This window comes from Sedimentisphaera cyanobacteriorum (assembly GCF_001997385.1).
Classification (GTDB): Bacteria; Planctomycetota; Phycisphaerae; order Sedimentisphaerales; family Sedimentisphaeraceae; genus Sedimentisphaera; species Sedimentisphaera cyanobacteriorum.
The window spans coordinates 1,907,625-1,920,483 of sequence record NZ_CP019633.1 but is presented as its reverse complement, the minus strand read 5'-3'; the positions used below and the strand labels follow the sequence as shown (position 1 = coordinate 1,920,483).

Below are 12,859 nucleotides of genomic sequence, written 5' to 3'. Positions count from 1 at the left end.
TCAATTAAACAATCTTTCAACTAATCACTATACGCAAACTTAGACATCCAAATTCTGGACTTCAAGGGCGTGTTCAGTAATAAAGCCTCTTCGCTTTTCAACATCCTCACCCATAAGTATGCTGAAGAGCCGGTCTGCCTCGGCAGCATCTTCAATATTCACCCGAAGCATAGACCTGTTTTCAGGGTCCATCGTGGTTTCCCAGAGCTGGTCTGCATTCATTTCGCCGAGCCCTTTGAACCTCTTTATTTCAATTCCTCTGCTGCCGAAATCTCTAATCTCAACGGCAGCCTCGATAAGCGAGGCGGCAGAGAAAGTTTCCTGTCCGTGGATAATGCGGAACTTCATAGGCTTAAGCTCGCCTGCTACAGTTCTCTCTTCTTTTAGAAGCAGATCGAGTATTGAGAGCCCCCAATTCTGCATCATCTCTTCGTTTATGTCGTTGAGCCTTCGAACCTCTGTGAGCTCCTCGCTGGTTAGGGAATGCTCAAGCTCGGGCACACTGAAATCGCCTTCCTGCGAACCGTCTTCCGGGAAGCTGTCCTGCTCCTTAGAGAAGGAATTGAGCTCTGCATACCGGCTTTCAAATTTATCCTGCTCGTGGAAGTATTCACTGCTTCCATCGAATATGATCCTGTAAACAGGAAGAGCGCCTTCTTGATACTGCTGCTCAACGAAATCGCTGAAAATAATTCCTCTGCGCTCAATGATTCCGATAAGCCTTTCCAAGTCAGCCACTCTTTTAACGAGCGTTTCAACTTCACTGCTTGGAATTATCTTTTTCCCGCTCTGCTCAGATACCTCAATGCTGGTATCCCCGAGACCGCGGTCGGTGAGCATTTTCTTCATTTCCGCATCGCTCAGGATAAAACGGCTGTCCTTCTTGCCCTTCTCCCGCACTTCGTAAAGCGGGGGCTGGGCGATGTAAATCATATCGTTCTCGAAGAGCTCGGGCATCTGGCGGAAAAAGAACGTTAAGAGCAGAGTTCTGATATGCGCCCCGTCGATATCGGCGTCTGTCATAAGCACAATCTTGCCGTATCGGGATTTTGATATATCAAAGTCGTCCGCACCGATTCCCGTCCCAAGCGCGCTAACGATAGTCCTTATTTCCTCGTGAGCGAGCATCTTCTCGAGCCTTGCCTTTTCCACATTCAGAATCTTACCCTTTATCGGAAGGATGGCCTGAATTGTCCTGTCCCTGCCGCCTTTGGCAGACCCGCCTGCAGAGTCTCCCTCTACGATAAACAGCTCTGTAGAAGAGGCATCCTTGCTGCTGCAGTCCCAGAGCTTGCCGGGCAGATTACCGCTGCTGAGAGCTCCTTTTCTTCTTGTAAGCTCTCTTGCCTTTCTCGCAGCATCTCTTGCAGCGGCCGCCTGAATGGCCTTTGTGAGAATTTTCTTTGCTATCGCAGGATTCTCCTCGAGATATTCGGAAAGCTGATTGTTCATAACAGTTTCAACAAAACTGCCTACTTCCGGATTGGAAAGACGAACCTTCGTCTGAGCTTCGAAATGCGGATCCGGAACTTTCACAGACACAACAGCCGTGAGCCCTTCCCTGAGGTCTTCACCGGAGGTGGTGATCTCGCCGCTCTTAAAGAGCTTGGCGGCTTTGCCGTAATAATTCATTGTGCGGGTAAGGGCTGTTTTGAAGCCTGAAAGGTGAGTCCCGCCGTCGATATTGCAGATATTGTTGGCGAAGGCCAGCACGTTTTCATTGTAGCTGTTGTTGTACTGCATGGCTATCTCGCAGGAAAGGCCGCTTTCTTCGTCTTCCCTGCTGATAAGTATTACATCGTTATGAACGGGTTCTTTGCCTTCATTTAGGTGATGGACGAACTGAACAAGGCCCTGGTCGAAATGGAACACCTCCTTCTTGCCCTCGCGTTCATCCTCAAAATGCAGTCTTACCCCGGCGTTCAGGTATGCAAGCTCTCTGATTCTTTTCTGGAGGGTTTCATAGCTGAAATCCGTTTCGCCGAAAATCTCATGGTCGGGCAGGAAAGTAATCTTAGTTCCCTGAAGGCTTGTTTTACCGAGGTCTTCAATGCCCCCCTTGGCCTCTCCTTTGCGGCATTCAAAGCGGTAGTGCCTGCCCTTTCTGTAAACATCTGCAATCAGCACATCGCTCAGGGCATTAACCACGGACACACCTACACCGTGCAGTCCGCCTGAGACCTTGTAGGCATTGTTGTCGAATTTCCCGCCTGCGTGAAGCGTTGTAAGCACTAGCTCAAGAGCGCTGCAGCCGGAATCCTCGTGGAATTCTGTCGGTATGCCCGATCCGTTATCCTCCACACTGCAGCTTCCATCGAGATTTATCTTGATTGTTATCTTATCGCATCTGCCCGCCAGAGCCTCATCGATTGAATTATCCAGGACCTCATAAACGAGATGATGAAGCCCGCCTTTGCCGCGGTTGCCGATGTACATATCCGGCCTTTTCCTCACGGCCTCAAGCCCTTCGAGCACCTTTATGCTTTTGGCATCATAGTTATTGTTAGCTGAATTATATTTAACTGATTCTTTATCACTCATTTGTGCGTTACCACCTGCAGCCTCAATAGGCTATATAAATTTAATATCTTTAATTTTCGCTCTCGGATATTCCTTCAGCATTGAGCTGAGCAGATCATTTTTAGACGTTTGAAACTCGAATTTAAGTGCAGGGTCTTTGATCTCAATTTTCAGTATCCCGTTTCGAAACCCCGCCACACGGCAAAACTGCCTCATCTGCTCAGGCACAACGGATTTCCATGCCTTAATGGCTTCGGGGCTTTTCCCAGAAGTTTTCTTCTTGCTTTTAACAAAACCTTCAAGCAGCTGACCCAACGAAGCGGCCTTTACAGGCCTGGGTCTTTTCCAGTAGGTGCTTAAAAGCAGATCAGATTCTTGTGCATCTTTGTTTTTCAAAATCGGCCAGCCTACACCTCAACAGGCATAACAATATAAATAAAAGTATCACTGCAGCGGAAAAGCACTGCCCTGTCCGGCTTGCCCAGTTCAATCTGTATCTGCGCCTGCTTAACCACTTTAAGGGCATCAAGTATAAAGTCCGGATCGAATCCTACCGCCAGCGGCTCGCCTGAATAATCCACAGGCATATCAACCTGCGCATCGCCCATCTCCGGTGCTCGGCTTGAAAACACCATCACTCCATCGCCGATGGAAACCTTAATTCCCCTGCTTTCGTCTGTAGTAAGAAGAGAAGCCCTCTTTACAGCGCTTAGAGTTGCGTCGGTGTTTACCTTGATCATCTTGTCGTTGTCTTTGGGGATAATATCCTGATAACGGGGGAAATTGCCCTCTACAAGATTCGAGGTTATAAGTACATCGCCGCAGCTGAATGTAACTTTTTTCTCATTATAGGAAACGCCGATCAGAGAATTCTGCTCGGTAACAATCTTTTGAACAAGCGAGACAGCCTTAACAGGAAGAATAAGCCGCTTTCCTATGTGATTCTCAGGCATCGGGGTATCAAGCTCTACAATTTTCCTTGCAAGACGCCTTCCGTCTGTACCGACGAGGTTTATATATTCCTCTGAAATCTCCCAAAGCACGCCGTGAAGGGCATATTTGGTGTTCTCTTTTGCCGTTGCGAAGAGTGTCTGGCTTATGCCCTGCTGAAGAATCGACAGCGAAACGGCCATATCCGAGTCGCCTTCGTCTTCAATAGCATCGGGATACTGCTCCACATCGTGGGTGTATATATTGAAATGGCTGTCGCTGCCTCTTATATGCAGTTCTGATTCATCAGCCTCAAATTCAAGCACCTCATCTATACTTTCCCTGACAATAGCGCTTACCTTGCTCGCAGGTACTACACTGCTGCCCGGGCGGTCTGTCTGAGCCTGACTTACTATATGCCTGATACCTATCTCCAAATCGGTGCCGCTGATACTGACTCCCTGTTCATCAGCGCTTATCTTGATGCACTGAAGCACCGGCTTTGCAGCGCGTGCAGGAATAATTCCTGCTACAAAGCTGAGAGCCTCTTGAAGGGCTAAACGATTGAATCTTATCTTCATACCTAACCTCTTAAACTTTAGGACTTACACTGTAAGGCTTATTCTACTAAAATGTGCGCTATAATTTACCAAAATTTGCATTTTTTGCAACGGATTTTCCGTTGAATATGCCGGAAGATATACCTGAAAAAAGGCTTTCTGCTTTCCTCAGACACTTTTAAGCTATTTCTTCAAGGCATTATCTTTCAGTAACTTGTATTCAATACTGTCTTTAAGGGCTATCCACGAGGCATTTACTACATTTTCGCTCACGCCCACAGTTCCCCATACTGAATCCAAATCTCTTGATTCGATTATAACGCGAACTTTCGCTGCTGTAGCGGCTTTGGCATTTACTACACGAACCTTGTAGTCTATCAGGTGCATATCCTTGAGCTGAGGATAGAACCTTTCAAGCGATTTTCGCAGGGCTTTGTCCATTGCATTTACAGGCCCGTCTCCCTCGCTAACCACATGCTCATCATCCCCGCCTACGCTGAGTTTGATTGTAGCCTCGCAAAGCTCATCGCCGTGGCTGTCTCTGCTTACGCTGATATGGAATCTTTCCAGCTCGAACGCCTCGGTGTATTCGCCCTTTATCCGCTTTATGAGTAAATCAAAGCTTCCGTCTGCGGCCTCAAACTGATACCCCTCATTCTCGAGGGTTTGCACCTTGTTGAGGATTTTCTTGGCTGTCTCTCTGTCAACGCTCTGGCCGTGCTTTTCCAGCTTTGCAAGCACGTTAGACATTCCCGAGAGCTCCGAAACAAGAAATCTTCGTGAATTGCCCACCAGCTCAGGGGTGATATGCTCGTAAGTGGCTTTGTTTTTTCGCAGTGCATTTACATGCAGACCGGCCTTATGGGCAAAAGCGCTCTCCCCAACAAAGGGAAGAGAGGTTACAGGGCTGATGTTGGCTATTTCAAATACGAAAAGAGAGGTCTCAGTGAGCTTTGAAAGCTTTTCTTCGCTGAGAACATCATGTCCCATCTTAAACTTCAAATTCGGGATTATGGAGCACAGGTTTGCGTTTCCCGTTCTCTCGCCTATCCCGTTGATCGTTCCCTGAACTTCCCTCGCACCTGCCCTTACAGCCGCCAAAGAATTCGCAACTGCGCAGTCTGAATCGTTATGTGTATGGATCCCGATTTCAGTGCCTGCAAGGTCGTAACATACAGTTTTGGTGATCTCGTAAACCTCTTCGGGAAGGCAGCCTCCGTTTGTTTCGCAGAGAACAAGGGCATCCGCTCCTGCCTCAGCAGCTGCTCGAAGAACCTCAAGGGCGTATTCGGGATTGTTTTTGTAGCCGTCGAAGAAGTGCTCTGCATCAAAGAGAACCTCAAGACCCTTTTCCTTGAGATAGCGAACCGAATCTGCGCATAAATCAAGATTCGCCTGCCTGCTGCAACGCAAAACCTGATCAACGTGCATATCCCAGCACTTCCCGACAATCGTGGCAGCGGAGGCACCGCTGGATAAAATCGCATTTATCGAAACATCATCCTCTACCTTCACATCCGCACGTCTTGTGCTGCCGAATGCACAGATTTTAGAGTTTTCAAGCTTGATTTCGCTAATCTTCTCGAAAAAGGCCTTCTCCTTCTGATTGCTCGCTGCATATCCGCCCTCGATGTAATCTACGCCGAGCTGGTCGAGCCGTTTTGCTATAAGCAGCTTATCCTGAAGCGAGAAACTAACCCCTTCAGCCTGCATACCGTCTCTTAAGGTTGTGTCATATATTTTAACTCTACTCATTTTGCACTCTTTATCTGTAAACTTTATTACAAGTTAAAGCTTTATTGTAATATAAAAACAAAAACCAGCAAACAGAATATACCCCCATATTGCAGTTATTATACGAAAAATCAGATTTCAATTAACAACCCTTGAAACTCCTCAAAAACCGCCGAAAATATACAGCGGCCAGCTGTCTGCTTTAATTCCCGAACGCTTCGCTTTTTGCATTTATCATGGCGTTTTACTGGCCTTGAAAAAATCCCAAATGAGCTCAGCTGCCTTAAGCTATATCTGTCAGCCCCAAGCGGGTGCCGAATTTTTGATAATCGCCTTCTTTACATTCTGATTTTCCTGAGTATCGAGGAACGGGTCTTCCTTTAGCGTTTGTTCTGCGTCTTTCTTTGCCATTCTGAGCATCTCAAAATCTTCTACGATATTTGCAAGCTTCAGGTCTGGCAGGCCGTGCTGTCTTGTGCTGAAAAGCTCTCCCGGGCCTCTGATTTCGAGGTCTTTCTCTGCTATGTAGAATCCATCGGTGCTTTTCTGCATAACCTCAAGACGCTTGATTGCCGTTTCATTATCAGATTCGGAGAAAAGGAAGCAGAATGAATCGCTCGCCCCTCTTCCTATTCTTCCTCTTAGCTGATGGAGCTGGGCGAGGCCGAAATTGTTTGCATTTTCTATTACCATAACCGTAGCGTTAGGTACATCCACTCCCACCTCAATCACAACTGTGGAAACGAGAATATTTATCTCACCCCTGCGGAACTGCTCCATAACATTTTTCTTCTGCTCCTGAGGCATCTGGCCGTGAAGCAGAGCCACGCTGAATTCCGGGTAAACGCAGGTTTCCAGCAGTTCGAATTCTTCCTCTGCGCTCTTGAGATTCCTGTCGGACTCGCCCGATTCAATGCGCGGATACACAAAAAATGCCTGTCTTCCTGCCTTAACAAGGCCTCTGATATATTCCATTGCCTTGTTTCGGTTCTCCGGTGAAACGAGCTTTGTAGTAACCCTGCCCCTCCCGGGAGGTAAGGTTTTGATAACAGAAACGTCCAAATCGCCGAATACAGTCATTGTCATAGTGCGGGGGATTGGGGTGGCTGTCATTACGAGGCAGTGCGGGGCCTTGTCCTTGCGGAGCTTTGCCCTTTGCTCTACGCCGAATTTGTGCTGCTCATCTATAACAGCAAGCCCGAGATTTTGGAAATCTATGCCCCCTTGAATCAGGGCGGTTGTACCGATTACAATATCCACTTCGCCTTCGCTGATCTGCTCTGTGAGCCGGTTTTTCTCAGAGACAGACATCTTGCCTGTAACCAGCTCGGTTCGAACTTTGCTCCCCTCGAGAAAACGGGATATGCTATGGTAATGCTGGCGGGAGAGTATCTCCGTGGGCGCCATAATCGCCACCTGCGTCTTGTTTGCTATGGCCATTAATGCCGCATAAACCGCCACAACCGTTTTGCCCGAGCCCACATCACCCTGAAGCAGACGGTTCATCTGCTTTGGCTCGCCCATATCGTGAACGATTTCCTCAATCGCTTTGTCCTGATCTTCTGTTAGGAAGAAGGGGAATCGCTGCCTAATTCTTCTGTCCAGCTGCGGGGAGAATTTCATCGCTATAGACGGAGCAAAACTCCGCATTCTGTATCTGCGAACGGCAAGCCCGAGCTGCATAAGGAACAGCTCTTCATACTTGAGCGTTCTTTTTGCTGCTGAGAGATGTTTCTCATCCTGCGGTGAATGTATCTGCCTGAAAGCTTCTTTTCTGGAGAGAAGGTTTTTCTCCTCTCTGAAGGATTCGGAGAAATATTCGCTTACGCAGTCAGAAAGCTCATCAATATTCTTTCGAACAATGTATTTGAGCATCCCGCTTGAAATCGATGCGCTAGCGGGATACACCGCCCCTCCAAGCTGCTTGGGGTCGTGCTCGGGGATATCTTCTCTGAGAATCTTAAAGCGGGGGTTTGTCATCTGAAGCTGATGTTTGTATTTTGCAACCTTTCCGTAAGCTGCGAGCCTCATCCCCGGATGGAGCTGATTTGCGAGGTAGCCCCCGTTGAACCAAATTATGCGCAAAGCAGCGCTTGTGTCTATCAGATAAATCTCGAATATAGGCTTTCGCTTGAATTTGTGGTAATCGGTGCTTTCAATCACCCCGCATACACACACGTTTGCGTTTGGCGTGAGCTCTGAAATCTGTGCGGTTTCCGGGAGGAATTCCCAGTCTCTTGGGAAATACTCAAGCAGGTCTGCGCCGTTATGCACGCCTAATTCCTGAAGAGCAGGCGCCTTGCCCGGCCCAACTCCCTTCAGCATCTGGATTTCAGTATTGAGGTTGACAGCCATATTATCTCCAGCCCTCGGGAGACTGAATAAAAAAAGGCCGGAAGCAGAAAAACAACCGGCCTAAAAATTCATTTCTGAAACAATCTATTTGGTCATATTGTTTTTGATTTCCTGATTATAGCCGATAAGGCTCTTGAAGCGTTCGGTATTGAATACCGGTATTGAAAGCGACTGAGCCCTTTCGATAGCAGAGTTGTAAGTTTCGTATTTATCAAGCGATTCCTGATACTTCTGCTCGGCGAGATCAGCATCAAGCTCATTCTCCTGCGGCTGCTGGTAAACCTCCGGAGGCTGCCCAGCTACTACAAAATCAGTGTTGATGTCTATCTTATCAGCCACAATTCCGCCCCACTGCTTTATGAGGTGGCGAACTTTATCTCCGCCGTATTCGTCGATTGTGCCGTTGCCGTCGAGATCGAAATTGCCCGCTACATAGAATGTATTCGGCTTTTCCTCATCCCAGATAAGATTAACTATTATATCCTCCGGCAGGACAGGGTTGTTCTGTTCCTGAGAGATAATCTTAGCCACAGAAACCTTCGAGCGAACATCATAAATCTTGATCTCCGCTTTGCCCTTGCCGTCTTTAGGCACGGGGTTTGCCCTGTCGTAAACTGCGAAAGTAAGCCCGCGGTAGATATTTGCATCGCTTCCGAGGTCTAAATAAACAATTCCCTGCTGAGCATTAACCGAAACGATTCTGCCGTCAGGTTTGTATGCTGCAACATCCATATCAGGGCTTGGCTTGATCTGTTCGAGCTGCTTTTCGAGCTTCTCGCGATACTGCTTCTGCTCTTTGAATGATGCCTGAAGGTCTGCAAGCTCATTTTTCACATCTTCAAGCTGGCTGTTTTTCTCAGCAAGCTTTTCCTGAAGTGCATCTATATTTTCCTGAGCATTCTGCTGTGCTTCAGATTTCATCTGGTCGAACTTGGCCTGAATCTGGTCTGCCTGTTCGATAAGCTTTTGCTTCTGTTCGATAAGCTTTTCTTCGGCAACCTTAAATCCTTCAACATCTCTCTGCCAGTCTTCTTCCATCTGGGCAATCTTGTCCTGAAGCGAGCTTACTGTCTGAGCAGAACGCACGTACTCGCCCGCAAGAGTTCCAGCTATTGGCAGAAGCCCCGCATCCTGAGAAAACATATTCGGGAATCTGTTCCTCAAAGCCTTTACTTCCAGCGAGATATTCTCTGCTGCAGACTGGATGTTTTTATCTCTTGAGCTTCCTGTTATCTCTTGATAGACTTCATCAAATCTTTCTATTACAGTTCCCAAATAGCTCTGGGCTGTTTTCTCGCCTACCAGCGATTCAAACTCGCTTACCTGCTGATCTGTAGCAGCTTCTCTTCTGTTTGCAACCTCTCGTTCAGCTATAGTTGTTTTCTCGTCCCACTTGACATAGAAAAACACTGCTGCAACTGTTGAGAGCAGAAAAAGAACCACAAATACGACCAATGCTATGGTCGTGGCACTTCCCTGACTCTGTTTACCTGCCGGCATACCAATTCTCCTTGAATATCCGCATTATGTTTCGATACATTATAAACTGAAAATACAGCCTAAGAGTATCTTATAAAATTACCTTTTCGTCAACAAAAAAACAATCTTCAAGGCGGCGTATCTTCCATTTCCGGTCTGCGAAGCGATAAAATAGAGGTTTTACCCTGAACAACCGGCCTTGAAAACTTCCAAATACTGCTCAGGACTTCCTGAATACAGCAACGATATTCTCCACATCCACCACAAAAAGCCTGTTATCGCCCTCAAAATCCACGGGTATTGCGCCCTTGGGATTAAAAAGCACTTTATCGTACTGGCTCAGCGGCACTTCAGGCAGATTAGCAACTTCCGCTGACACTTCAACAATCCGTCCGGTTATGTTCGGTATCTCCATATTGTCCGGAAGCTGAATCCCGCCTTTTGTCTGTTTTTTATCTTCATCTTTCCTGATCAGCACTCTCCTGCCGATCGGTTCAACTGTCTCAAATTTTTCAGTCATATAGTTTTCCGCAGTATAGGGATTAATCAAACTCATCGCCTTTGAAAGTCTTGCCCAGATAGCTCTTTCTAACAAGCTCATCCTTAATAATCTCTGAAGGCCGGCCTGAGGCAATCACGCTTCCGTGATCCATAATATACGCCTTATCTACAATCTCCAGCGTCCTTTCAACGTTATGGTCTGTGATAAGTATGCTGACGCCGGAATTATGGAGGTTTTCAATCTCCCTTTGCAGCTCTTCGACCGCTATCGGATCTACTCCGCTGAAAGGCTCATCGAGAAATATCAGAGACGGATTTGTGGCCATTGCCCTTGCTATTTCGAGCTTGCGTCTTTCACCGCCGGAGAGAAGCCTTGCCTGAGAATGGTAAACCTCGGTTAGCCCGAAGGTTTCGCAGAGCTCTTCTGCCTTGAGAATCCGCTGGGCTTTTGTGATTTTGAGGGTCTCGAGTATTGCGAGCAGATTATCACGTACCGAGAGCCTCTGGAATACGCTCGGTTCTTGAGATAAATACCCCATCCCCTTGCGCGCACGCTTGTACATAGGCATCCGGCCGACCTGATGGCCGTCGAAAAATACCTGCCCTTCATCCGGTATTATCATACCGATGCACATCCTGAATGATGTAGTTTTCCCGGCGCCGTTCCTGCCCAGCAGGCCTACTATCTCTTTCTTCCTTACAGAAAGCGATACGTGGTTTACCACGGCTCTGCCGGAGAATTTTTTCACCAGTCCTCTTGTTTCAAGCAGTTTATCTGACACATTTATTCCTGTTAGCAAATAGTTTAAGGGATTATATTTAATGAAAAAGTTTTGGCAAGCAGGGCAGGCAGCCAAGGAGGATTTTCATATCGAAAAACCAGACTAACCCCTGCCTTCAAATAGATCAATTCTCTGATACAGTCTCGCAGAAGCTTAAAAATTCCTGAAATGTAACTAAATCGGCAGGGTCGTACATTACCCGACGCATAAGCCCTTTCAAAAACTGCTCATTGGAGGCGTATCTCGGGTTGCGTTTGGTATAAACCATATTCTGCTCCTTGAATACCTCCTGAAGGTAGTCGGTGTGGAATCTTGCGGTAGTAGAAAAATGCGGGCCTTCCTCGCGGGCATCAGTATCGTCAACGTAATTGGGCATATTTTCAGGGTTGTTGAAGTTGATGTCGTAGTAGTCTATGTATCTTTTGAGCTTTTCCCGCTTTGGCGAGGGCGGAATCATCTCACGATTGCCCAAGAGCCACGTTTCAATGCACCTGTTCTGCACCACTACCTGCACCTTCACATCGCCGAGCTGCTGCTTGTAGCGCCTTTGAACCTCTGCAACCTCGCTCTTTCTCTGCTCTACGCTGAGCTCCTCAGCATCCACAACTACTACAAGGTAATCGTATTTTTCTTTTAATTTTGCCACATCCAGAATAGCATTGGGCAGGTGATTCTTTATCAGCGAAGGGATGCCGTAGCCGCTGACAATGTAGTAATTGTTCTGCTCGACTTCATCGAAGCTGTAAACCCGCTCAAATTTCGGCAGCAGCACCGAAAGCCATGCCGGATAGAGCTTAAACTCCGTACATTTACCTTCTACTAATATGTAAAGATTCATTGCGAGCTTATTCCGTCGATGTAATCCTGATTGTTGATCAGCTGTATAAACGCCTCATGGTTGGATTTGCCGAGCCCGAGGCTTTCGGCATCTTTTATCCGTACCATGCCCTTATTGCGGACTACTACACGCCAGAAACGCTGGTCGATGTTGTTTATTATGTACGGGTGATGGCTGGTTATGATAAACTGAAGCCTTCTTGACTGGCCGAGAATTATGTCTGTAAGGATGTTGATGCAGTTTATCCCGAGGCTGTTTTCGAATTCGTCGATTAGAATCACAGACCCTTCAGGCCACAAATGTGACTGGGTGATCTGGTAGAATGTCTTGTGCATACCCGCTGAGAGTCGCTTCTGATTCACCCATCCGGGAACTCCCTTCTCCTTTACAAGCACTGTGGGACATACCACAAACCGCCCGTTGATGAACTGCTCGTTGCTGTTTACCACTACATCCTCTACCTGCGGGAATACATCGATAAATTCATCGCGTATCTCTTCGAAGGTATCGAAGCAGTTGGAGAATATAAGGCTCAGCTTAATGCCGATTGAAAGCTCGCTCTCGCGGATTTTCTTCAGTGAATCAAGCCTCGAGACTGCAAGCTCGAATTCGCTGAGGTTCAGCATAGACATCTCGGGAGCCTCGTTGTAGGCCATTGAACTGCTTACGATTTTATTCATCTCCCTGCTGGCAGGGGCTATGAGGTCTTCGAATTTCAGGAGGCTGAGTGCGCTCTGGCTTGCATCGAGCTTTGGGGTTTTTGCCCCGCTTAAGATTATCGATTCGGCATCTCTTTCCAGAATAGTTTTGCCGTTCAGGCTGAGGAATTCATGCTCTATCTTCGGCTTTTCCGCCCCCTGGCTCACAAAATCGGGCAGAGAAATGCTCTGTTCGGCAATGTGTTCGAGCATTTCAAAGCTGGCTTCCCAGCGGTATTCATCTTTACGGGAGGTTTGGAATACCAGCGAAAAGCTTATGCCGTTGTAGGTTTCTCCAGCAGCAATCCGAGACACCACACGAAGCGAGTTTAGGATCTGCGTTTTCCCAACGCCTGATATGCCCACAAGCAGGTTCAGATCGTTGAAATTAGACTCTGCAAGCTCCCATTTGTTAATGGTATCTGAATATGAAAAGCTTTTTATCTGCATAATATTCCCTTC

At 47.3% G+C, this 12,859-nt stretch carries 10 protein-coding genes; all 10 read right to left on the bottom strand.

The window, feature by feature from the left end; genetic code table 11:
* Positions 1-39: 39 nt before the first annotated feature.
* Entirely contained in the window at positions 40-2,541 is a 2,502-nt protein-coding gene (gene gyrB, locus L21SP3_RS07760; protein WP_077540307.1) for a DNA topoisomerase (ATP-hydrolyzing) subunit B, read from the bottom strand.
* Positions 2,542-2,571: 30 nt separating this feature from the next.
* The gene (locus L21SP3_RS07755) at positions 2,572-2,916 is read right to left on the bottom strand and encodes a DUF721 domain-containing protein (RefSeq protein ID WP_161488146.1); all 345 of its coding nucleotides are present in this window, start codon (positions 2,914-2,916) and stop codon (positions 2,572-2,574) included.
* Between the two features lie 11 nt (positions 2,917-2,927).
* Positions 2,928-4,031 (bottom strand): DNA polymerase III subunit beta, encoded by a 1,104-nt coding sequence (gene dnaN / locus L21SP3_RS07750; RefSeq protein ID WP_077540305.1) that lies wholly within the window; start codon positions 4,029-4,031, stop codon positions 2,928-2,930.
* A gap of 162 nt (positions 4,032-4,193) precedes the next feature.
* On the bottom strand, positions 4,194-5,765 hold the full coding sequence (cimA, locus tag L21SP3_RS07745; RefSeq protein WP_077540304.1) for a citramalate synthase: 1,572 nt from the start codon (positions 5,763-5,765) through the stop codon (positions 4,194-4,196).
* Positions 5,766-6,041: 276 nt separating this feature from the next.
* Positions 6,042-8,099: an ATP-dependent DNA helicase RecG gene (gene recG, locus L21SP3_RS07740; protein WP_077540303.1), complete on the bottom strand. Its 2,058-nt coding sequence runs from the start codon at positions 8,097-8,099 to the stop codon at positions 6,042-6,044.
* Positions 8,100-8,183: 84 nt separating this feature from the next.
* On the bottom strand, positions 8,184-9,599 hold the full coding sequence (locus L21SP3_RS07735; protein ID WP_077540302.1) for a hypothetical protein: 1,416 nt from the start codon (positions 9,597-9,599) through the stop codon (positions 8,184-8,186).
* A gap of 199 nt (positions 9,600-9,798) precedes the next feature.
* Positions 9,799-10,098 carry a co-chaperone GroES gene (locus L21SP3_RS07730; protein WP_077541897.1) on the bottom strand — a complete coding sequence of 100 codons (300 nt, stop codon included), beginning with the start codon at positions 10,096-10,098 and terminating at the stop codon, positions 9,799-9,801.
* A gap of 22 nt (positions 10,099-10,120) precedes the next feature.
* On the bottom strand, positions 10,121-10,861 hold the full coding sequence (lptB, locus tag L21SP3_RS07725; RefSeq protein ID WP_227806752.1) for an LPS export ABC transporter ATP-binding protein: 741 nt from the start codon (positions 10,859-10,861) through the stop codon (positions 10,121-10,123).
* A 124-nt stretch (positions 10,862-10,985) separates the two neighbouring features.
* Positions 10,986-11,699, bottom strand: a complete 714-nt coding sequence (locus L21SP3_RS07720) for a DUF4276 family protein (protein WP_077540301.1) — start codon at positions 11,697-11,699, stop codon at positions 10,986-10,988.
* Positions 11,696-12,847, bottom strand: coding sequence for an AAA family ATPase (locus L21SP3_RS07715; protein WP_077540300.1), 1,152 nt, complete (start codon positions 12,845-12,847; stop codon positions 11,696-11,698). Before L21SP3_RS07715 ends, L21SP3_RS07720 begins: the two co-directional genes overlap by 4 nt.
* Positions 12,848-12,859: the final 12 nt, after the last annotated feature.

Excerpts from the sequence above, each read along its gene's own strand:
- gyrB (WP_077540307.1), bottom strand. The coding sequence starts at position 2,541 with ATGAGTGATAAAGAATCAGTTAAATATAATTCAGCTAACAATAACTAT.
- dnaN (WP_077540305.1), bottom strand. The coding sequence starts at position 4,031 with ATGAAGATAAGATTCAATCGTTTAGCCCTTCAAGAGGCTCTCAGCTTT.
- cimA (WP_077540304.1), bottom strand. The coding sequence starts at position 5,765 with ATGAGTAGAGTTAAAATATATGACACAACCTTAAGAGACGGTATGCAG.
- recG (WP_077540303.1), bottom strand. The coding sequence starts at position 8,099 with ATGGCTGTCAACCTCAATACTGAAATCCAGATGCTGAAGGGAGTTGGG.
- L21SP3_RS07735 (WP_077540302.1), bottom strand. The coding sequence starts at position 9,599 with ATGCCGGCAGGTAAACAGAGTCAGGGAAGTGCCACGACCATAGCATTG.
- L21SP3_RS07730 (WP_077541897.1), bottom strand. The coding sequence starts at position 10,098 with ATGACTGAAAAATTTGAGACAGTTGAACCGATCGGCAGGAGAGTGCTG.
- L21SP3_RS07720 (WP_077540301.1), bottom strand. The coding sequence starts at position 11,699 with ATGAATCTTTACATATTAGTAGAAGGTAAATGTACGGAGTTTAAGCTC.
- L21SP3_RS07715 (WP_077540300.1), bottom strand. The coding sequence starts at position 12,847 with ATGCAGATAAAAAGCTTTTCATATTCAGATACCATTAACAAATGGGAG.